General features: G+C 70.1%; 16 protein-coding genes. 7 read left to right on the top strand and 9 right to left on the bottom strand.

What is annotated here, in order from left to right:
* The first annotated feature begins 1 nt into the window (after window position 1).
* Window positions 2–1,039 (top strand): 2-hydroxyacid dehydrogenase, encoded by a 1,038-nt coding sequence (locus FR742_RS03355; protein WP_315970643.1) that lies wholly within the window; start codon window positions 2–4, stop codon window positions 1,037–1,039.
* On the opposite strand, the gene FR742_RS03350 is transcribed toward FR742_RS03355, so the two are convergent.
* From FR742_RS03350 to FR742_RS03340, 3 genes are read right to left on the bottom strand one after another with little or no spacing between them, the layout of a single operon-like run.
* Window positions 1,002–1,868, bottom strand: a complete 867-nt coding sequence (locus FR742_RS03350) for a carbohydrate ABC transporter permease (RefSeq protein ID WP_148029548.1) — start codon at window positions 1,866–1,868, stop codon at window positions 1,002–1,004. The genes FR742_RS03355 and FR742_RS03350 overlap by 38 nt on opposite strands.
* Complete coding sequence (locus tag FR742_RS03345; RefSeq protein WP_148029547.1) at window positions 1,865–2,746, bottom strand: carbohydrate ABC transporter permease; 882 nt, start codon at window positions 2,744–2,746, stop codon at window positions 1,865–1,867. The genes FR742_RS03350 and FR742_RS03345 overlap by 4 nt, the downstream gene beginning before the upstream one ends.
* A 60-nt stretch (window positions 2,747–2,806) precedes the next feature.
* Window positions 2,807–4,051: an ABC transporter substrate-binding protein gene (locus tag FR742_RS03340; RefSeq protein ID WP_396989213.1), complete on the bottom strand. Its 1,245-nt coding sequence runs from the start codon at window positions 4,049–4,051 to the stop codon at window positions 2,807–2,809.
* A 230-nt stretch (window positions 4,052–4,281) separates the two neighbouring features.
* Here FR742_RS03340 and FR742_RS03335 point away from each other — a divergent pair, with 230 nt between their 5' ends.
* Window positions 4,282–6,144 carry an ABC transporter ATP-binding protein gene (locus FR742_RS03335; protein WP_148029545.1) on the top strand — a complete coding sequence of 621 codons (1,863 nt, stop codon included), beginning with the start codon at window positions 4,282–4,284 and terminating at the stop codon, window positions 6,142–6,144.
* A 4-nt stretch (window positions 6,145–6,148) separates the two neighbouring features.
* On the opposite strand, the gene FR742_RS03330 is transcribed toward FR742_RS03335, so the two are convergent.
* Window positions 6,149–7,012 (bottom strand): hypothetical protein, encoded by an 864-nt coding sequence (locus tag FR742_RS03330; protein WP_261808335.1) that lies wholly within the window; start codon window positions 7,010–7,012, stop codon window positions 6,149–6,151.
* A 110-nt stretch (window positions 7,013–7,122) separates the two neighbouring features.
* Window positions 7,123–7,482: a MerR family transcriptional regulator gene (locus FR742_RS03325; RefSeq protein ID WP_261808334.1), complete on the bottom strand. Its 360-nt coding sequence runs from the start codon at window positions 7,480–7,482 to the stop codon at window positions 7,123–7,125.
* A 129-nt stretch (window positions 7,483–7,611) separates the two neighbouring features.
* Here FR742_RS03325 and FR742_RS03320 point away from each other — a divergent pair, with 129 nt between their 5' ends.
* A complete protein-coding gene (locus FR742_RS03320; protein WP_148029543.1) occupies window positions 7,612–8,532 on the top strand; it encodes an aldo/keto reductase in 921 nt (306 codons plus the stop codon).
* 37 nt (window positions 8,533–8,569) lie between these two features.
* A complete protein-coding gene (locus FR742_RS03315; protein WP_261808333.1) occupies window positions 8,570–9,331 on the top strand; it encodes an alpha/beta hydrolase in 762 nt (253 codons plus the stop codon).
* A gap of 222 nt (window positions 9,332–9,553) precedes the next feature.
* Here the strand turns inward: FR742_RS03315 and FR742_RS03310 are convergent, their stop codons facing one another.
* Window positions 9,554–10,987, bottom strand: a complete 1,434-nt coding sequence (locus FR742_RS03310; protein WP_148029542.1) for an aldehyde dehydrogenase — start codon at window positions 10,985–10,987, stop codon at window positions 9,554–9,556.
* Window positions 10,988–11,100: 113 nt separating this feature from the next.
* Entirely contained in the window at window positions 11,101–14,085 is a 2,985-nt protein-coding gene (locus FR742_RS03305; RefSeq protein WP_261808332.1) for a M14 family metallopeptidase, read from the bottom strand.
* Window positions 14,086–14,316: 231 nt separating this feature from the next.
* On the opposite strand from FR742_RS03305, the gene FR742_RS03300 reads away from it, so the two are divergent.
* Window positions 14,317–15,207, top strand: a complete 891-nt coding sequence (locus FR742_RS03300) for a hypothetical protein (protein WP_148029541.1) — start codon at window positions 14,317–14,319, stop codon at window positions 15,205–15,207.
* Here the strand turns inward: FR742_RS03300 and FR742_RS03295 are convergent.
* Window positions 15,196–16,503: a GH1 family beta-glucosidase gene (locus FR742_RS03295; protein WP_148029540.1), complete on the bottom strand. Its 1,308-nt coding sequence runs from the start codon at window positions 16,501–16,503 to the stop codon at window positions 15,196–15,198. The two genes, FR742_RS03300 and FR742_RS03295, sit on opposite strands and share 12 nt — an antisense overlap.
* Window positions 16,504–16,582: 79 nt before the next feature.
* Between FR742_RS03295 and FR742_RS03290 the strand changes: the two genes are divergently transcribed.
* On the top strand, window positions 16,583–17,233 hold the full coding sequence (locus FR742_RS03290; protein WP_148029539.1) for a TetR/AcrR family transcriptional regulator: 651 nt from the start codon (window positions 16,583–16,585) through the stop codon (window positions 17,231–17,233).
* 232 nt (window positions 17,234–17,465) lie between these two features.
* Here FR742_RS03290 and FR742_RS03285 read toward each other — a convergent pair whose 3' ends face one another.
* A complete protein-coding gene (locus FR742_RS03285; protein WP_148029538.1) occupies window positions 17,466–18,671 on the bottom strand; it encodes a hypothetical protein in 1,206 nt (401 codons plus the stop codon).
* A gap of 178 nt (window positions 18,672–18,849) precedes the next feature.
* Here FR742_RS03285 and typA point away from each other — a divergent pair, with 178 nt between their 5' ends.
* Window positions 18,850–20,700 (top strand): translational GTPase TypA, encoded by a 1,851-nt coding sequence (gene typA, locus FR742_RS03280; protein ID WP_148029537.1) that lies wholly within the window; start codon window positions 18,850–18,852, stop codon window positions 20,698–20,700.
* The last annotated feature ends 156 nt before the right edge of the window (window positions 20,701–20,856 follow it).

The raw sequence follows: 20,856 nt of genomic DNA, 5'->3' as shown, positions 1-20,856 counted from the left end.
CATCCGAGTGCTTGCCGCCGGCGACCACTTCGTCCGGAACGACCTGCTGGCCGGCGCGCTGCGCCGCGAGGTCGCCGGTGGCCTGGCGATCAGCGAGCTCACCCTGCCGTGGCCGGTCGTCCCGTTCGGCCCCGTGGGCGAGGTCGACGAGGCGTCGGACGTGGAGGACGAGCTGATCGCCGCGCTGCGGGGCGTGGAGGTGTGCGTGACCCAGATGGCCCCGCTCACCAGGCGCGTCCTCGACGCCTGCCCCGACCTGCGGCTGTTCTGCGTCAGCCGGGGCGGCCCGGTGAACGCCAACCTGGAGGCCGCCACCGAGGCCGGCGTGGCGGTCACCTTCGCCCCCGGGCGCAACGCGGTGGCCACCGCGGAGCACACGATGGCGCTGCTGCTCGCCGCCACCCGCCGGATCCCGCAGACGCACGGCGACCTGGCCGGGGGCGTCTGGCGCGGCGACTACTACACCTACGACAGGGTCGGCCCGGAGCTGGAGGGCAGCACGGTCGGCCTGGTCGGCTACGGCGCGATCGGCCGCCGGGTGGCCCGCATGGTGGAGGGCTTCGGGGCCGAGGTGCTCGTGTACGACCCGTACGTGGACGTGCCCGGACAGGTGGAGCTGGACGAGCTGCTGCGCCGCTCCCGGTTCGTGTCGCTGCACGCGCGGGCCACGCCCGAGACCACCGGCATGATCGGCGCCGAGCAGCTCGCGCTGATGCCGCGCGGCTCGGTGCTGGTCAACTGCGCGCGCGGCGCGCTGCTCGACTACGACGCGCTCTGCGACGCGCTGGAGTCGGGCCACCTGTTCGGCGCCGGCGTGGACGTCTTCCCCGAGGAGCCGATCCCGGCCGGCTCGCGGCTGCTCGCCGCGCCGAACCTGGTGATGACCCCGCACCTGGCCGGCGCCAGCAAGGAGACGGCCATGAAGGCCGCCTCCATCGTGGCCGCCGACGTGGCCAGGTACGCCCGCGGTGAGCCGCCGGCGCACTGCGCCAACCCCGCCGTCACCCTTTCAGCGCGCCGGCCATCAGGCCGCGCATGAAGAACCGGCCGAGCAGCACATAGATGAGCATGGTCGGGATCGACGCCAGGATGGCCGCGGCCATCTGCTGGCTGTAGGGGGTGGCCTGGGCGCCGGCGATGTTGTTCAGCATCACCGTGGCCGGCCAGCTCTGCGGGCCGGTGAGGAAGACGGCGAACAGGAAGTCGTTCCACAGCGAGGTGAACTGCCAGATGATCACCACCGCGATGGCCGGCCCCGACACCGGCAGGACGACCGACCAGTACGTGCGCAGCATCCCCGCCCCGTCCACCCGCGACGCCTCGATCAGCTCGTCCGGGATCGTCACGTAGTAGTTGCGGAAGATCAGCGTGGAGATCGGGATCCCGTACACCACGTGGGCCAGCACCAGCCCGGGGATGCCGCCGTACCAGACGCCCTGCATCCCGGTCAGCTCGTTCAGCCCGACGAGCAGCTGCACCAGCGGGATCATCACGCCCTGGTACGGGATGAACATGCCGAACAGGAACAGCGTGAACAGCACGTCCGCGCCGGGGAAGCGCCACTTGGAGAGCACGTACCCGTTCATCGAGCCGAGCGCGCACGACAGGATCGAGCCGGGCACGGCCACCAGCACGCTGTTCCACAGGCCGGGCGCGAGCTTCTCCCACGCCACCCGCCACGCCTCGAACGTCCACGTCTGCGGCAGGTTCCACGCCTGGCCGGGGTCCGCTTCGGTGAGCGGCTTGAAGCTGGTGACCAGCAGCACGTAGATGGGGATCAGGAAGATCACCACGAACGCGATCAGGACCGCCAGCTTCGCGAGCGAGAAGGCCCGGCGCCTGCGCCCCGCCACCGCGACCGCCGTCATGGCCGCCTCTCCTTACGTACGGACCAGATCAGGTACGGGATCACGAAGACGGCCACGCTGAGCACGATGTAGGAGGCGATGGTCGCCCCCTTGGCCGGATCGTGGGAGTCGAAGACCGCCACCCACATGAACACCGCCGGCACGTCGGTGATGACCTGCTTGCCGGAGACCGCCACGATCAGGTCGAACACCTTGAGCGAGATGTGCCCGAGGATGATCAGCGCCGACAGGGTGACCGGGCGCAGCAGGGGCAGCACCACGTGCCGGTAGACGCCCCACTCGGTGCAGCCGTCCACCCGCGCCGCCTCCCGCAGCTCCTCGGGGACGCCGCGGAACCCCGCCAGGAATAACGCCATGACATATCCGGACATCTGCCAGATCGCAGGGATGGCCATGGCCGCCATCCCCCAGTCCGGGTCCCGGAACCACTGCCACTGCGGCAGCCCGAGCCAGTCGAACATCCGGTTCAGCCCGACCGCCCGCTCGTCCTGGCCCGAGTTCATCAGCCACCGCCACACGATGCCGGTGGCGACGAACGACACGGCCATCGGGAACAGGTAGATCGCCCGGAACGTGCCCTCGCCGCGGACGCCCTTCTCCATCAGGAACGCCAGGAACCACCCGAGCACCAGCGCCCCGGCCACGAACACGACCGTGAACATGATCGCGTGGTTGACCGACAGATGCCATCGGGCCTCGTCCCAGATGCCGATGAAGTTCGTCAGCCCGACGAACTCCCCCTCGGACACCTCGTCGTGCTTGTCCGTCATGGCCAGCTGGAAGTTCCACCCCAGCATGCCGTACACGAACACGCCGATCGCCACGATCGACGGCGCGACGAGGAGCAGCCCCGGGAGCCAGGCGCGCACTCGTCTCACCGACCACTCCCTCCGTGAAAAGGCACGGCAGGCGCGTGCCGCGCCTGCCGTGCCGTCGTCCTACTGGGCGTTCGCCGCCGCGGCGTCCGCCAGGCCCTTCTGCAGCGCGGCCACGTCCTGCGTGCCGAGGAACAGGCCGACCTGCGTGTTGATCTCGGCCAGCCACGGCTGGTTGACCGCGACGCCGTGCTGGATGGAGCCGGCGAGCTTGTCGGCCGACCAGTCCTTCAGCGCGTCCGCCAGATAGTCGGTGTAGAGCGCCTGGTCGGCGTCCTTGCGGGCGGGGATGGAACCCTTCTTCGGGTTGAACGCGTCCTGGCCCTCCTTGCTGGCGGCGACCTTCAGCCACGCGACGGCGCCGTCACGGTTCTTGGCGCCCTTGGGGAGCGTGAAGCTGTCCGACAGCCACAGGTACGTGCCCTCGGTGCCGGGAGAGGGCGCCCAGTCGAAGTCGGTCTTCGACGTCTTGCCGAGGCCGCCCTCCGGCGGGTTGTGGAAGTAGCCGTACGCCCAGTCGCCCATGACGTTGAACGCGGCCTCGCCGTCGGCCACCTGCTTGGCGGCGGGCTGCCAGTCGTCCTGCGGGTCTCCCGCGTACGACATGATCTTCTTGAAGTCCTCCAGCGCCTTGGTCACCCCGGCGCTGTTCCAGTCGGCGCCCGGCAGGAACAGGGCGTTGTAGGCGTCGGTGCCGAGCGAGCCGAGCAGCACGCTCTCCAGCAGGTGGACCGCGGTCCACTCGGAGCCGATCGACAGCGGGATCTTGCCGGTGGCCTTGACCTTCTCCAGGGCCGTGAGGAACTCCTCGATGCTCTTCGGCGCGCCGGCCACGCCGGCCTCCTTGAGCACGGCCGGGTTGAACCACAGGACGTTCGACCTGTGGATGTTGACCGGCACCGAGTAGATCTTGCCGTCAACGCTGATCTGCTCGATGAGCTGGGAGGGGAAGACGTCCTGCAGCTTCAGCTCGTCGTAGAGGAAGTTCAGCTCCTCCAGGTCGCCCGCCTTGATGTAGCCCTGCAGCTCGGCGCCCGCGTGTCCCTGGAACGTGTCCGGCGGGGTGTCGGCCTGCAGCTTGGAGGCGAGCAGCGCCTTGGCCTTGTCGCCCGAGCCGCCCGCCACGGCGGCGTCGAAGAACGTCTGGCCGGGATTCTGCTGCTCGAAGATCTGCCGCATGGCCTGCAGGCCGTCGGCCTCGCCGGGGCCGGTCCACCACGAGAAGACCTCGACCTGCTGCTTCCCGCCGCTCGGCTGGCCGCCGGCCGTGTCACCACCGCCGCCGCCGCAGGCGGAAAGGCCCAGCACGCTCGCAAACGTGATCGCGGCGGCTGCCATCCACCGTCGTCTCATCGCACACCATCCCTTCGAGAAGCCCCCGAACTTCGGTGAGTTGACAACGTTGTCAGTAGGGCCATCAACCCATCTCGCCCGCTGATGCGTCAAGGACGTGCGGATAACAGGTCGGCATACTCCCCCGGCAACGCGAAGGAACATCGCATGCGGATTCGCCGGTGCGGGCGGGAACAACACCAGGTATGGCCGACGAGCCCCTCGAACTGGGCGAGATATCCCTCTCCGACTGGCACGCGCACACCGACAAGATGGCCGAGGTCGGGTTCCTGACCATCGCCCGGCGCCTCCCCTCCCTCATCCGCCAGGCGATGGGCATGGCCTGGCGGGCCAGCCCCCGCGACACCCTGGCCACCGTCTCGCTCAACCTGCTGGGCGGCGTCTTCACCGCGTTCGGGCTGCTGGCGACCACGGGCGTGCTCAACGCCCTGTTCAGCGAGGGACCCACGCCCGACCGGGTGCGGGCGGCGCTGCCCAGCCTGATCCTGGTCGCCACCGCCGCCGCGCTGCGCACCGCCGTCACGGCGGGCGCCGGCTGGGCGCAGGCCCGGCTCACCCCCCAGGTCGCCCGGCTGACGGAGGAGCGCCTCTACGGCCTGACCAGCCGCGTGGAGCTGGTCTCCTACGACGACCCGGCGTTCCACGACTCGCTCCAGCGGGCCAGGCTGCGCGGCGTGTCGGTGGCCGACACGGTGGTGACCTCGGCCATCGACGTGGTGACCGCCGCCGTGGGCATCGCCGCCGTGGCCGGCGTGCTCGGCGTCCTCCACCCGGTGCTGCTGCCGCTGCTGCTGCTCGCGGTGCTGCCCGACGCGTGGGCCGCGGTGCGCAGCGCCAGGATGCGCTACACGACCATGTTCGCGCTGATCCCGGTCATCCGCCGCAAGTGGATCACCGCCGACCTGCTGGCCGAGCGCGACCCGGCCGCCGAGGTCCGCTCGTTCACCATGCGCGGTTTCCTGCTGCGCATGTACGACGCGGTCGCCAGGGCGGAGCAGGAGGTGATGCTCCGGCTGGCCAGGCGGCAGACCGTCGCCAAGCTGGTCGGCGAGGCGCTCGGCGGGCTCGGCAGCGGCCTGGTCTACGTCGCGCTCGGCATCCTGCTGGCCCTCGGCGCCATCCCGCTCGCCGTCGCCGGCACCGCCGTGCTCGCCATCCGCTCCGGCTCCCAGTCGCTGGCCAACCTCATGTACGCCACCAACCGGCTCTACGAAGAGGGCCTCTACTTCACCGACTTCGTGGAGTTCTGCGCCGACGCCGAGCGGCGCCAGCCCGACCCGAGCCGCTCCCCCGCCCCCGAGCGCTTCGAACGGATCAGCGCCCGCGACCTGACCTTCACCTACCCCGGCTCCGACGAGCCCGCGCTGCGCGGCGTCAGCGTGGAGATCAAGCGGGGCGAGGTCATCGCCTTCGTCGGCGAGAACGGCTCCGGCAAGACCACCCTCGCCAAGATCCTCTCAGGGCTGTACGAGCCCGACACCGGCAGCGTCCTGTGGGACGACGTCGACCTGCGCCTCGTCAGCCCGGAGGACCTGCGCCTGCGCACCGCCGTCATCGCCCAGGACCACACCCGCTGGCCCCTCAACGCCCGCTACAACATCACCATGGGCACCGGCAAGGGCGAGCCGGCCCTGCACGCGGCGGCCGCGGTGGCCGGGGCCGACGAGGTGATCGCCGAGCTGCCCCACGGCTACCGCACCCTCCTGGACCGCCGCTTCAAGGACGGCCACGAGCTGTCGGGCGGCCAGTGGCAGCGCATCGCGGTCGCCCGCGGCTTCCACCGCGACGCCCAGCTGCTCATCTGCGACGAGCCGACCGCCGCCCTGGACGCCCGCGCCGAACACGCGCTCTTCGAGCGCATCCGCCACCACTCCGACGGCCGCACGGTCCTGCTCATCACCCACCGCCTGGCCAGCGTCCGCTACGCCGACCGCATCTACGTCCTCCGCCACGGCCAGGTCACCGAACAGGGCGACCACGAGACCCTCATGACCCTCGACGGCCTCTACGCCGAGCTCTACACCCTCCAGGCCTCGGCCTACCGCTGACGGTTCAGTCGCCGAACATGCCCTGGAGCGTCTGGGCGGTGGCCGCGAGGACGAGCCAGGAATGAAGCTGAGCCAGGTCCGTACAGGAGGTGATCCGCGCACGAGTGTCGTCGGGAACCTCGAACCCCCGCGCGTCCAGCACGAGCAGCACCGACTTGGCAGCCTCTTCGGCCTTCCCTTCGGCCTTCCCTTCAGCCTTCCCTTCAGCCACACCCTCCTGGAGACCGCGGCCGTAGTGTTCGCGGGCCCACGGCGTGTAGACCGGCCAGTCGGTGGACGTCATGATCTCCTCCATGAGGCGGCGAATCGCGGGGGCGGCCATGCTGTAGGCGTATTCAGTGTACTTCAGAGCGTGACGATCGGGGATGTTGGACACCCCTTGGGTGAAGGCCTCGACCACCTTGCGGTTGCGGCCATGAATCATGACCGACAAGGCCGCCAGCCCCGGAGCGGCGGCGACCTCCTGGGGGTCGGTGATGATCGGAACGCCGTCCGGCCCCAGCACGCAGGCCCGGAAGAGGTAACCGTTCAGCCCGGAGTCGACCGGCTTCGCGTAGAAGTCAGCGGCCGCACGATCAGGGCAGACGACCAGCACCGTGACGTCGCATTTCAACTGCAACCACAGGGCCGCCGCGTAGCGGGCCAGTTGCTTCGGCTCCTTGGACTGGTCCTGCTGAATCTCCACGATGACGGCGTGCGCCGTGTTCTGCGGAGGCCCCAAGGTGAAGATCAGGTCCGATGCGATGTCCTCGGAGTTGCGGGTGTTGAAGCTGGCGCTCTCCCGCCGGATCAGCGGAGTGTCGGGCAGGTCGACCCCCAGAAGGTCACGCAGGATCTTCATCACCAGCTGGGGGCCGTCGGCGAACATCTTGACGAGAGTGTCATGTCGGGGGGACGGCATGGCACTCATTGTTACACCACGAGCACGGAAGGTGATGGCAGTTCGCGTGCTCTACCCCGACAGCTGAAGCCGCTCGGTCAGAGGACGCTGCGGTAGTAGGAGATCTTGTTTCTGATGTAGCGCTTGCGTTCCTGGAGGTTGTCGATCTGGCCCTCGACGCGGCGGTCGTGCTCTTCGAGGAGTTTGATGCGGTCGGGGATGGTGTGGTCGCCGGCGCGGGTCAGCTCGGCGAAGCGGAGCATCTGGGCGATCGGCATGCCGGTGTCGCGCAGGCAGCGGAGCATGCCCAGCCAGCCGATGTCCTGTTCGGTGAAGCGGCGCTGGCCGGCGGCGTTGCGTTCGACGCGTTCGAGCAGGCCGATCTTCTCGTAGTAGCGCAGCGTGTCGAGGGTGAAGCCGGTCTCCTCGACGACCTCGGCGGGGGTGTAGACGCTCACGCGAAAGAGCATGCCACCTGGAGCGGACTCCAGGTCAAGCTCCAGGTCGAAATGCCCGAAATAAGCCGATAAATCCGATAAAAGTGGGCGGTTGACATGGAGTGCGCTCCAGCTTCCATCGTCATAGCCATGAGAATCGCACTCGGCACCATCCCCTTCGGCACGACCGTCAGCGAGAAGGACACCTTCGCCATCCTCGACCGCTTCGTCGAAGCCGGCGGCCGGATGCTCGACACGGCCGACAACTATCCGTTCTGGGTGCCCGGCCGCACCGGCGACGAGAGCGAGCTGGCCATCGGCGCCTGGCTCGCCGCCCGGGGCAACCGGGACCAGGTGTACCTGAGCACCAAGGTGGGCGCGCGCCCCACGGTGCCCGGCGACGTCACCCTCGACTCCGCCGAGGGCCTGTCCGCCGCGGCGATCCGTACCGCGATGGAGGGCAGCCTGCGCAGGCTGGGCACCGACCGCGTGGACCTGTACTGGGCGCACATCGAGGACAGGTCGGTGCCGCTGGAGGAGACGCTGGGCACGTTCGAGGAGCTGGTCCAGGCGGGGCGGGCGCTGGCCATCGGGGCCAGCAACCTGCCGGCCTGGCGGCTGGAGCGGGCCAGGAACGTCTCGGCGGCCCACGGCTGGACCCCGTACACGCACCTGCAGCTCCGGCACACCTATCTGCGCCCGCGCCCGTACACGAAGCTCGTCGAGAGCGGCCACACGCTCACCACGGACGAACACCTGGGCTACCTGGAGGACACCGGGGTGACGCTGTGGGCGTACAACACGCTGATGTTCGGCGCCTACACCCGCGAGGACCGGCCGATCCCCGACATCTACCACCACCCCGGTACGACCCGCCGCCTGGAGGTCCTGCACCAGGTGGCGCGGGAGCTCGGCGCGACCCCCAACCAGGTGGTGCTGGCCTGGCTCCTGGCGGACGGCCACGTGCCCATCGTCGGCGTCAGCTCGATGGCCCAGCTGGAGGAGGCCATCGCCGCGACGGAGCTCAAGCTGGACGACGACCTGAAGTCCCGCCTCGACACCCCCAGCTGAACGCGGGCGGCCCGGGGAGGGAAATTAAGCTCGGAGGATGCAGTTCGCGCCCAGCTTCCCCGTCATGCTCAGGACCGACGACGGCGTGCGCATCGACGCCGCGCACACCCCTCCCACCGGGAGCGCGGCGCGGGACGTCGGCATCGTGGTGGCGCACGGGTTCACCGGCTCGTGGCGGGAGCGGCCCGCCCGGCGGATCGTGCACGTGCTCAGCGCGTACGGCGGGGTGATCGCCTTCGACTTCCGCGGCCACGGCAGGTCCGGCGGCGAGAGCACGGTGGGCGACAAGGAGATCCTCGACGTGGCCGCGGCCGTCCGCCACGCGCGGGCGACCGGCTACCGCAGGATCGCCGTGGTCGGCTTCTCCATGGGGGCCGCCGTGGCGGTGCGGCACGCGGGGCTGTGCGAGGGCGCGGACGCGGTGGTCGCGGTCAGCGGCCCGGCCCGGTGGTACTACCGCGGCACCAAGCCGATGCGCCAGGTCCACTGGATCATCGAGCAGCCCCTGGGCCGCTGGGCGGCCAGGATGGCGAAGCGGACCAGGATCGCCGTCGGCCGCTGGGACCCGATCCCGATGCCGCCGCACGAGGCCGCCGCGCTGATCTCGCCGACGCCGCTGCTGATCGTGCACGGTGACGCGGACGCGTTCTTCCCGCTCGATCACGCCCGGCAGCTGTACGAGGGCGCGCGGGAGCCGAAGGAGCTGTGGATCGAGCCCGGGTACGGCCACGCGGAGTCCGCGGCGACCCCCGAACTGGTCCGCAGGATCGGAAAGTGGATCTCCTCGAACTTTTCCTGAATAAAACACGTCTACCTAGGGCGGACAGCAGCAAACCGCCGGGAGAAGTCTCAGGGGTAAGCGATCCGCCCAGGCGATGGGCGTGGTTCATACTTCTCGTAGTCGGCTGATTGCCCAAAGTGGTCCACCGCAGGGTGGGCACCTAGCGTCGCGGGGGCGCGCTGGGTGCCATCCGCGGCACGACGAGGGCCCCGGCGCTTCGCCGGGGCCCTCGTCGTGACGTCAGCCCAGCCGGGCGATCGTCTTGTACTCCAGATAGCCGGCCAGCCCTTCGGGGCCCAGCTCGCGGCCGAGCCCGCTGGCCTTGTAGCCGCCGAACGGCGCGCCCGTCTCGATCATGTAGCAGTTGACGCCGTACGTGCCGGCGCGCACCTGGCGGGCCACGTCCATGCCGTGCTCGGTGTCGGCCGTCCAGACGGTGCCGGCCAGGCCGTAGTCGCTGTCGTTGGCGATCCGCACCGCGTCCGCCTCGTCCTCGTACGGGATCACCGCGAGGACCGGGCCGAAGATCTCCTCGCGGGCGATGCGCATGTCGTTGGTCACGTTCGCGAACACCGTCGGGGCGACGTACCAGCCGCGGTCGTGCGGGCGCTCCAGCCCGCCGACGACGACCTTGGCGCCCTCGTCCATGCCGATCTTGATGTAGCCCTCGACCCGCTCCTGCTGCCGCCGGGCCACCAGGGGCCCGATGCCGGTGGCGGGGTCGGCGGGGTCGCCGACGGGCTGGGAGTTGACCATGTTCACGACCGCCTCGACGACCTCGTCGTAGCGGTTGCGCGAGGCGAGGATGCGGGTCTGCGCCACGCACGCCTGGCCGTTGTTCATCAGCGAGGCGATGGCCAGCATGCCCATCGAGGAGGCCAGGTCGGCGTCGTCGAGCACGATCGCGGCCGACTTGCCGCCCAGCTCCAGGCTGACCCGCTTGAGCTGCTCGCCGCAGATGGAGGCGATGCGCCGGCCGGCCGCGGTCGAGCCGGTGAACGCCACCTTGTCGACGCCCGGGTGCGACACCAGGTGCTCGCTCACCTCGCGGCCCGCGGGCACGATGTTGAGCACGCCCGCCGGCACCCCGGCCTCGCGCGCCATATCGGCCAGCACGTACGCGTCGAGCGGCGTCTCGGGGGCCGGCTTGAGCACGATCGCGCAGCCGGCCAGCAGCGCGGGCGCGACCTTGGTCATCGTGACGAACTGCGGGACGTTCCACGGCACCACGGCCGCCACCACGCCCACCGGCTCGCGCCGGACGGTCACCGGGCCGAACACGCCGGGCCGCTGCTCCTCCTGCTCGAAGGTGGCGCCGTACTGGGCGTAGTACTGCAGCATGCCCAGCGGCTGCGGCGCCTGGGCGAGGTTGGAGAAGGTGATCGGCGAGCCCATCTCCTCGGTGATGAGCGCGGCCATCTCGCCCTGCCGCTCGGCGTAGATCTCGGCCAGCCTCCCGATGACGGCCGCCCGCTCGGCGAACGTCATGCGCGGCCACGGCCCGTGGTCGAACGCCTCGCGGGCGGCGGCCACCGCCCGGTCCACGTCCTCGGCGGTGCCGTCGGGGACCCGGCCGACGACCTCCTCGGTGTGCGGGCTGATCACGTCGATCGTGCCGGTGCCCGCCGGGGTCACCCACTCGCCCCCGATGAACAGCTTGTCGTGCTGGCGCATGTCGTGAGCCTCCTGCCGGAACCGAATGCTTTCTTCGCAAGAGGACCGAATCATGTTCTGTCCGGGCACGCAAGAGGGGCACGGCACCCGGTGCCGTGCCCCTCTTCAGACCGTCAGCGCCGGCCGTTGAGCAGGTGCGCCATCGACCGCTTCACCAGGTCGGTCCTGGTGGCCTGGTCGAGCAGGCTCTCAGCGCCGAAGCCCAGGTAGACGGTGTCGCGCGTGGTGATGCCCGCGCCCTCCTCGAACACCTGGTCCGTGCGGGCCCAGTTGTTCACCGAGGCGGACGTGCCCTCGGGCGGGCCCGCCGCCGTCCAGCCGCCCAGGTCGGACTCGAACGAGGTCTCCTCCGCCGTCGCGCCGTCCAGCGTGACGACCGCGTCGTCGACGAAGACGCCGGCGCCCTGGGTGGCCCAGTCGCTGACGTACGAGATCGAGACCTCGACCTGCTTGCCCGCGTACGGGGTCAGGTCGATCCGCCACTGCTGCCAGCCGCCGGAGTTGCCCGAGGCCGCGTTCCAGGAGCCGGAGGTGCCGGTCGGCTCGCAGTCCGGGCCCTGGTACCGCTGGGTGAACGGGTGGATGCTGCTCCACCCGGACTGGCAGCTGCTGCCGGTCGCCTGGGAGGTGTGGCCGTTGGCGTCGGGCAGCGTCGTCCAGTCGTCGCCGCCCGCCGTGCGCGCCTCCACCATGAAGAAGTCCCAGTCGGCCTCGGTGTCGAGCGACGCCCAGAACGTCAGCTCGCCGCTCGACCGGCCGGTCAGGTCGATCGTCTTGCTCAGCCGCTTCCATGAGACGTCGGCGATGCCGCTGTAGACGTCCCAGGACCCGGTGTGCGGGTCGAACGGGGCGCCGGGCCGCTCCCACTTGATCGGCGCCGAGCTGGCGAACAGCGGGAACTTGTCCGCGGGCAGGATCGCCGAGGTGGCCACGAAGGCGTTGGTGTGCACGTCCGGCTCCAGCGTGCCCGCGAAGCCGTCGAACCCGCCGTTCACGCCCTTCACCGGGTACGGCTGGCCAGTGGCCGGGTCGCTGCCCGAGTTGTCGAAGTAGACGTACGCCCCCAGCCAGTACTGCTGGAAGTCGTTGAACACCGGGATGCAGGGCGGGTCGCTCGGCTCCGAGCACTCCGGCTGACCCGGCTGGTCGGGCTCGTAGTAGTAGGCGCCGTTGGCGTTGGCCGCGTACGACGGGTACTTGCCCGCGTGCATGACCTTGCCGCCCTCGTTCAGGTAGTCGCGGACGGCCAGCTCGGTGTCCACGCCCGCCAGGGAGGTGGTGCCGGGCACCTGGCCCGCGCTGCGCGGGATGATGTCGTCACCGGTCTCCCAGATGACGGCCTTGTAGTGGCTGAGCACGCCCAGCGGGTGCGGCGCCTTGCGCCCCATCTTGTCCATGTCGTACACGTCGGAGCTGTAACCGGCCGCCTGGAGCGCCTGGGCGTAGGCGCCGGCGTACTTCGCCTCGGTGACGCCCTGCGCCGGGCTCAGGCCGGTGACGTCCTCGGCGGCCAGCACGAGCACCTTGCCGCCGATGTCGTCGTGCACCTTGTACGTGAACGACTGGCTCTTCTTGCCCAGGGAGCTGAACCACACCTTGACCGTGTCGCCCGGCTTGGTGCCGGTGACCTCGCCGCGCAACCGGTGGTAGTAGCGGTCGTAGCCCTTGCCGTACCGCTCGCCGCCCTTCCACTCCTTGGTCAGCTTCACCCGCGTGCGGCCGTTGTCGACCTGGTAGTTCAGGAACACCGGGCCGAGCTTGCGCTTGGCGTTGACCTGGACCGTCTGGTTCTTGCCGTAGCTGACGTCGAACGGGTCCAGGACGAAGTCCGGCGTGGTGTTGCCCAGGTGGCTCACCGGCTCGACCGGGTTGACCGCCGACTTGGCCACGTCGAGCGCGAACGGCAGGTTCCTCTCGAACTCGGCCTGCACCAGCGCCTCGTCGTCGGGGAAGACGAAGCCGCAGCCGTCGCAGCCCTCGTTCAGCTCGGGCGTCCACGCCAGCGTGCCGTAGGTGGAGTGGGCGTGGTCGGTGGTCTCGCCGTTCGTGGTGTAGAGCTCGGCGCCCAGGTCCGGGTCGAAGCCGGGCACCGCCGGGTTCTCGTCGTCACCGGTCAGCGCCTGGTAGATCGGGTGGTCGGCGGTCTCCGTGGCGATCTGGAAACCCGACGGGTAGAGCAGCAGCGGGCCGTACGAGTGGTAGTTGAGCTGCATCTTGAACTTCACCCGCTTGAGCAGGCCGTCCATGGCCTTCGTCTCCGGCTCGCTGGCCGGGCCGGCGCCGCGGTAGGTCTCGCTGCTCGGGATCGAGGAGGAGCCCTCCTCGTCGTAGTGGAAGTTCGTGGGGAAGTTCCGGTTCAGGTCGACGCCGTCGCCGGTGGTGATCTGGCCGTCCCCGTTCACGTCACGCAGGTTCTTGCGCCACAGGCGGTTGCCCTCGGTGAAGGTGAAGTCGTAGCCGTCGGGGTTGGCGACCGGCACGAACCACAGCTCGGTCCGGTCCAGCAGGCTCCTGAGCTGCCTCTTGTTGGCCACCACGTGCTTGAGCAGCCGCATGTCCACCTCGGTGGCGATCCACTCGCGGGCGTGCTGGGTGGCGGAGTACAGGGTGGCGGGCTTGATGCCGTCGGGCAGCACCCTGGCCAGCGAGGTCACCTTGGCGGCGAGGATGTCCTGGCCGCGGAGCGTCTTGCCGATGGACTGGAGCTTGACGACGTCCTTGTTCTCGTCGGCGATCTTCCTGAGCTGGTCGGCGATGCCGCCGCTCTCGGAGTAGGACTTGTAGACGGTGTATCCGCTCGCCGCCTGGGCCTTGGCCGCCTGGAGCTGGGTCTGGCCCTGCGGGTTGCGTACGGGCGCGGGTTCGTGGCCGAGCTTCTCCAGCCCTTCGAGATCCTTCTGGGCGGCGGTGAGCTCGATGTGCTCCTTGCCGTTCCGGATCTCCTGCTGGACGACGTCGAAGCCCTTCTCCCTGAGGGCCTGGGCGGTGCCGAGCGGGCTGTCGAGCTGGTAGAGCTCGATCCGGTCGCCGGGCGGTAGCGGGTCCACGGCCGCCTGGGCTTGCAGCGCGACCATGGACGTGCCTAAGCCGAGGATCACGGCCGTGACAAGGGTGAGTGAACGAGACACAGGTTCCTGCCCCTTCGCAGAGACGCGTACGATCGCCATCTCAATGGGACTTGACGATCCCGGCAAGACCCAATCTTTATTCCTGTCTTATTCCGGACAGCCAGGACAATCCTCACTAAACGGTCGCGAGTTGAGCCGTTAAGATGACAGCTTTCAAGATCATCTTCTATAGTTTCGGTCGTCTACGAGGGGAGGACGGGCGTGAAAGCCGGGCGCGTGGCCGTGTTCGCCATCGTCCTCGCCGGGCTGCTCGCGCTCCCCTCCGAGCGGCCGGCCGCCGCCGACCCCAGCCCTGCGGAGCTGCGCAAGCTCACCAAGCAGGCCTCCCAGCTCAACGAGCGCTACCGCGGCTCGATCCAGAGCCTGGAGGAGATCCGCATCCAGGCCAAGAAGGCCGTCGACACCTCCGGCTCACTGCAGAGGCGCCTGGCGGAGGCCCAGTCCGACCTGGCCGCGCTGGCCGAGACCTCCTACATCCTCGGCCCGCTCGACACCACCCGCCTCTTCGGCACGGAGATCGACCCCTACAAGGCGCTCGGCCAGGCGGCCAACATGACCCACATGATCGAGGAGCGGGCCAACCGGGTCGCGGGCGTCGAGAGGCTCATCAAGGACGCCCAGAAGGCCAAGCTGCGGGCCAACACCACGATCAAGAAGCTCCAGAAGGAGATCAAGACCCTCCAGAGCAAGCGCCGCGACCTCGACAAACTGCTCGCCAAGTACGGCTTCCAGCAGCCCGGCAGCGCCGGCGGCCTGACCCAGCGCATGGTCAACGTGCGCGCCGAGGTCATGCAGAACTTCCCGATGCCGTACGGGGTCGGCTGCCTGCGCCCCGGCGACCCCGGCGAACACGGCAAGGGCCGGGCCTGCGACTTCATGATCTCCCGCGGCATGGCCAGCGGCGGCGAGGCCGACCGCGGCGACGCCCTGGCGGAGTGGCTCATCCGCAACGGCGACCGGCTGGGCGTGATGTACATCATCTGGAAGCAGCGCTACTACGACATCAGGTCGGGCGGCGGCTGGGATCCCATGTCCGACCGCGGCGGGGCCACCGCCAACCACTACGACCACGTGCACGTCTCAGTGTTCTGACGACAGGAAGTCCCTCAGCCAGGCGTAGGACGCCTTCGGGGTGCGCCTCTGGGTGGGGAAGTCGACGTGCACCAGGCCGAACCGCTGGTGGTAGCCCTCCGCCCACTCGAAGTTGTCCAGCAGCGACCAGACGAAGTATCCCCGCACGTCCACCCCCTCCCGCCCGGCCCGGCGCATCGCCTCGATGTGCTGCTCCAGGAACGCGATCCGGCCCCGGTCGTCGACCACGCCGTCCGGCCCCGGCACGTCCTCCTGGGAGCAGCCGTTCTCGGTGACGTACACGGGCGGCAACCGATCGCCGTACCGGTCCTTCAGCCGTACGAGCAGTTCCCGCAGCCCGTCCGGCACCACCGGCCAGCCGAACGCGGTGGTCGGGTAGCCGGAGATCCCGGCGTCCTCCCACGGCAGCCCTTCGGAGGAGGGTGCGGCGATCCGGGTGGGGTTGTAGTAGTTGATCCCGATGCCGTCCAGCGGGGTCGCGATGACGTCGAGGTCCCCGTCGTGCACGAAGTCCAGGTTTGTCACCTCGTACGCCGACAAATCTGGGTATTTGCTGAGAAGCACCGGGTCGTTGAAGAGGCGGTTGTGCAGGACGTCGTACGCCTCCGCCGCCGCCAGGTCCGCCTCCGACTCCGACGCGGGCCAGACCGGCGTGCAGTTGTTGGTGATCAGCACCTGCTCGGCCCCCGCCGCCCGCAGCGCGCCCGCCGCCAGCCCGTGGCCCAGCAGCTGGTGGTGCGCGACGGGCAGCGCGTCCAGCATCAGGGCGTGGCCAGGCGCGTGGATCCCCATCGCGTACCCGTACGCCATGTGCACGAACGGCTCGTTGACCGTGATCCACATCCGCACCCGGTCGGCCAGCCGCCCGGCGGCCAGCGCGGCGTACTCGGCGAAGCGGTGCGCCGTGTCGCGGGCGAGCCAGCCGCCGCCGTCCTCCAGCGCCTGCGGCAGGTCCCAGTGGAACAGCGTCGGCACCGGGGTGATGCCCTCCGCCAGCAGCGCGTCCACCAGCCGGTCGTAGAAGTCCAGGCCCTCGGCGTTGACCGGCCCGCTCCCGGACGGCTGGATCCGGGACCAGGAGAGCGAGAAGCGGTAGGCGTTCACCCCGAGCCCCGCCATCAGCGCGACGTCCTCCGGCCAGCGGTGATAGTGGTCGCAGGCGACGTCACCGGTGTGGCCGCTCCTGGTGCGGCCGGGCTCGCGGGAGAACGTGTCCCAGACGGACGGCCCCCGGCCGCCCTCGTCCGCGGCGCCTTCGATCTGGTAAGCGGCCGTCGCCGTACCCCACAGGAACATGCCCGGCTCCCTCTGCTTGAGTCCGGCTCATGTTAACCGAGACGCCCGCTACCTGCGGGTAATGCGCCAGGATGGGGACATGACGAGTACCTTGCGTCGCAGGCCGGCCCAGCGCCGCAGCCTGGAACGGGTGGAGCGGATGCTCGACGAGTGCGCGTTCCTGCTCGACGAGATCGGCTACGAGTCGCTGACCACCAAGGAGGTCGCCCGCCGCGCCGAGGTGCCGATCGGCACCTTCTACCAGTTCTTCCCCGACAAGCAGGGGCTGGTGCGGGCGCTGGCCCTGCGCAACCTCGAAGCGTTCCTCGGCCGCGTCACCGAGCGCATCAAGGAGCGCATCACCGCCGCCGACCTCGGCCACTGGACCGACCTGGTCGACCTGGCGATCGACGAGTTCGTGGCCATGAAGCGGACCACCCCGGGGTTCGCGGTGGTCGACTTCGGCGAGATCCTGCGCGCCCCCGGCGGCCCCGCCATCGAGGGCACCAACCGGATGCTCGACACCGCCCTGGAGAACAACGCGATCGTGGCCGACCGCCTGCGCGCCATCACCGTCGACCTGCTCGACGCCCCGGCCGGGCCGGCGTTCGACCGCGCGGTCCTGGTCACGGTCGAGGCCGCCGACGCCGTACTCAAGCTGGCCTTCCGGGTCGACCCCGACGGCGACCCCGACCTGATCGCCGAGTGCAAGCGACTGGCCCACGGATATCTCGCCGCCCACCTCCCCTGAGGCGTTTCTCCTGTATCTGACGGATCTTCCCGTCAAAGACAAGATCAAAGGCTTTTCGGGAAACCCCTCGGGCCGGCCGCCGTCATGCGTGCCTCCGGCCCGCTGCGCTCGCCGACCAGGGCGAGAACCGGACCGTCGGCACCGGCGCGTGCCAACGCGCGACTTCCCGATCAGGCCCACGTGAGGCTGTCGCCGCGGCCCTTCAGGCCGCGCGAGAAGCTGTCGCGCCCGCTCAAGCCTGGGACAGGATGTTGTGCGGCGATTCCTCCCCTATGGCGTGCAGGATCGGCAGGGTGCCCGCGCGGTGGCGGGCCGCCTCGTCGTGGTCGCCCACCGTGTCGGCGACGGCCGCGAGGCGGCGGAGCGCGGCGACGATCGCGCGCGGGTCACCGGCCTCCCGGGCCAGCGTCAGCGCGGCACCCGCGTGGCGGCGCGCCTCAGGCACCTCACCGGCCAGCAGCGCCAGGTCGCCCCGCGCCATCCGCGCCCCCGCCAGCGCCACCAGGTCGTCGTCGGCCGCCGCCGCGGCCTCCAGCTCGCCCAGGTAGCGCCGGCCGAGCCCGCACCGTCCGTTCGCGAAGCAGACCCGCACCGCCGCGTTGTAACCCACCCCCAGCCAGTACGAGTAGCCCCGCGCCCGCAGCCCGTTCACCCCCGCCACGACAGGCTCCACCGCGCCGCGCGCGCACCCCAGCAGCACCTTCGCGGAGTCGGCCAGCTCCCCCGGCGCCCCGAGCGCCGGCAGCCGCTCCAGCGCGTCGTCCGGGCAGGACACCCCCATCGCCATCGCGGCCCTGACCAGCCGCAGCCCGCACGCCGCCTCCCCGCGCTCCAGCGCCCGCCCCAGGGCGGCACGGCACTCCGCCCCGAGTGCCCGCGCCCTGCGCAGGTGGCGCACCCGCTCCGGCCACGGCTGCCGCCGCGCCAGTGACGCCCCTTCATGACACTCCTCGTACGCCTCGCGGACCGCCCTCAGGTGCCGGTCGCGCAGCAGGTCGTGCTCGCCCGCCTCCCGCAGGCGCTCGGCCGCGTACTCCTTGACCACCCCGCGCAGCGCGTACGCCCCCGTCACCAATCGCGCGGCCACGAGCCGGTCGAGCAGCCGGGGCACCTCGGCCCGCCGCAGGATCCCGCCGTCGCCGCACACGGCTCCCGCCAGCGGCGCGTCGAACGCCCCGGCGAACACCGCCAGCCTGCGCAGCAGCACCCGCTCACGGGGCGCCAGCAGCTCGTGCCCGAGCCGCACCACGGCCAACACCTTGCCGGCCCCGTCGGCGGAGGCGGGCAGGAGACCGTGGCGCCCGCCGAGCCGGTCGGCGATCCGCCCGGGGGGCAGCGCGCACCCGGCGGCCAGCTCCAGCGCGAGCGGGATCCCGTCGAGCAGCCGGCACAGCCGCTCGACGTCGTCCGTCGGCGCGCCGGCGAAGAACTGCGGCATATGGTCACCATCTGTGGCGGGAGGATCACTCTGACGTCACAGTGTGGCACCTTCCCTAGGTCAGCACCTCAGGGAAGCGGCCTCTCCAGTCCGCGCGTGTCACCAGAGGGGATCAACTAGACTTATAAGGTCGCGAGATCGCGCGGCCGGCCCCATCAATACAGAGCGAGAACTCATCATGCCTTTGAACAGCCGCGACGACCTGAGGAACATCGCGATCATCGCGCACGTCGACCATGGCAAGACCACGCTCGTCGACGCCATGCTCTGGCAGTCCGGGGCGTTCCGCGCCAACCAGGACGTCGATGACCGGGTCATGGACTCCAACGACCTCGAGCGCGAGAAGGGCATCACCATTCTCGCCAAGAACACCGCGGTGCGCCACGGCGGCATGACCATCAACATCATCGACACCCCCGGACACGCCGACTTCGGCGGCGAGGTCGAGCGCGGCCTGTCCATGGTCGACGGCGTGGTGCTCCTGGTCGACGCCTCCGAGGGCCCGCTGCCGCAGACCCGCTTCGTGCTGCGCAAGGCGCTGTCGGCCAAGATGCCCGTCATCCTGTGCATCAACAAGGTCGACCGGCCCGACTCGCGTATCGCCGAGGTGGTCGACGAGGTCTACGAGCTGTTCATGGACCTCGACGCGACCGACGACCAGATCGACTTCCCGATCGTCTACGCCTCGGCGAAGGCGGGCCGCGCCTCGCTGGAGCGTCCCGGCGACGGCACCATGCCCGCGTCGGCCGACCTGGAGCCGCTGTTCGACATCATCAAGTCGACGATCCCGGCCCCGACCTACGACCCCAGCGCGCCGCTGCAGGCGCACGTCACCAACCTCGACGCCTCGTCCTACCTCGGCCGCATCGCGCTGTGCCGGATCCACCAGGGCCGGCTGACCAAAGGCCAGCAGGTCGCCTGGTGCCGCACCGACGGCAGCATCCAGCGGGTGAAGATCACCGAGCTGCTGATGACCGACGCGCTGGAGCGCAAGCCCGCCGAGGAGGCCGGCCCGGGCGACATCATCGCCATCTCCGGCATCCCCGACATCATGATCGGCGAGACGCTGGCCGACCCCGACGACCCGCGCCCGCTGCCGCTCATCACCGTCGACGAGCCCGCCATCTCGATGACGATCGGCACCAACACCTCGCCGCTGGTCGGCAAGGTCAAGGGCGCCAAGGTCACCGCCCGCATGGTGAAGGACCGCCTCGACCGGGAGCTGGTCGGCAACGTGTCGCTGCGCGTGCTGCCCACCGAGCGGCCCGACTCGTGGGAGGTGCAGGGCCGCGGCGAGCTGGCGCTGGCCATCCTGGTGGAGCAGATGCGCCGCGAAGGCTTCGAGCTGACGGTCGGCAAGCCCCAGGTGGTCACCAAGGAGATCGACGGCAAGGTGCACGAGCCGGTGGAGCGGCTCACGGTCGACTGCCCTGAGGACTACCTCGGCGCCGTCACCCAGCTCCTGGCCGTGCGCAAGGGCCGCATGGAACACATGACCAACCACGGCACCGGCTGGATCCGGATGGAGTTCGTGGTGCCGGCGCGCGGGCTGATCGGCTTCCGCACCGAGTTCCTCACCGAGACCCGCGGCACCGGCCTGGTGCACCACGTGTTCGAGGCGTACGAGCCCTGGTTCGGTGAGCTGCGCACGCGCGCCAGCGGCTCGCTGGTGGCCGACCGCTCCGGGCCCGTCACCGCGTTCGCGATGCTCAACCTCCAGGAGCGCGGCGCCCTGTTCGTCTCGCCCGGCACCGAGGTCTACGAGGGCATGGTCGTCGGCGAGAACTCCCGTTCCGACGACATGGACGTCAACATCACCAAGGAGAAGAAGCTCACCAACATGCGCTCCTCCACCTCCGAGGAGACGGAGAAGGTGATCCCGCCGCGCGTGCTCTCGCTGGAGCAGGCGCTGGAATTCATCCGCGAGGACGAGTGTGTGGAGATCACTCCCGACGCGGTGCGCATCCGCAAGGTGATTCTCGACGCCGCCACGCGGGGCCGCGCCGCGGCCCGCGCCAAGCGCGCCTGAGCGTCCTTACTCCGGGTCACCCCGCCGTGTGGAGATTGTTTCTCCGGTACGGCGGAGTGGCCCGTAGTCATTTCTCCGGGCGGCGATTCGGGAATCCGGGAGCGGAGCACAGGTTCCCTGGTCGGAGGCTACGATGCGGAATCACGCATTTCCGCT

The organism is Nonomuraea sp. C10 (assembly GCF_008017515.1).
Taxonomy (GTDB): domain Bacteria; phylum Actinomycetota; class Actinomycetes; order Streptosporangiales; family Streptosporangiaceae; genus Nonomuraea; species Nonomuraea ferruginea.
This window is presented reverse-complemented; position numbering and strand designations above follow the sequence as displayed.

Coding starts and splice junctions, on each gene's coding strand:
- FR742_RS03350 (WP_148029548.1), bottom strand. CDS start 1,868: ATGACGGCGGTCGCGGTGGCGGGGCGCAGGCGCCGGGCCTTCTCGCTC.
- FR742_RS03335 (WP_148029545.1), top strand. CDS start 4,282: ATGGCCGACGAGCCCCTCGAACTGGGCGAGATATCCCTCTCCGACTGG.
- FR742_RS03330 (WP_261808335.1), bottom strand. CDS start 7,012: ATGTTCGCCGACGGCCCCCAGCTGGTGATGAAGATCCTGCGTGACCTT.
- FR742_RS03320 (WP_148029543.1), top strand. CDS start 7,612: ATGAGAATCGCACTCGGCACCATCCCCTTCGGCACGACCGTCAGCGAG.
- FR742_RS03315 (WP_261808333.1), top strand. CDS start 8,570: ATGCAGTTCGCGCCCAGCTTCCCCGTCATGCTCAGGACCGACGACGGC.
- FR742_RS03310 (WP_148029542.1), bottom strand. CDS start 10,987: ATGCGCCAGCACGACAAGCTGTTCATCGGGGGCGAGTGGGTGACCCCG.
- FR742_RS03295 (WP_148029540.1), bottom strand. CDS start 16,503: ATGTTCCTGTGGGGTACGGCGACGGCCGCTTACCAGATCGAAGGCGCC.
- FR742_RS03290 (WP_148029539.1), top strand. CDS start 16,583: ATGACGAGTACCTTGCGTCGCAGGCCGGCCCAGCGCCGCAGCCTGGAA.
- FR742_RS03285 (WP_148029538.1), bottom strand. CDS start 18,671: ATGCCGCAGTTCTTCGCCGGCGCGCCGACGGACGACGTCGAGCGGCTG.
- typA (WP_148029537.1), top strand. CDS start 18,850: ATGCCTTTGAACAGCCGCGACGACCTGAGGAACATCGCGATCATCGCG.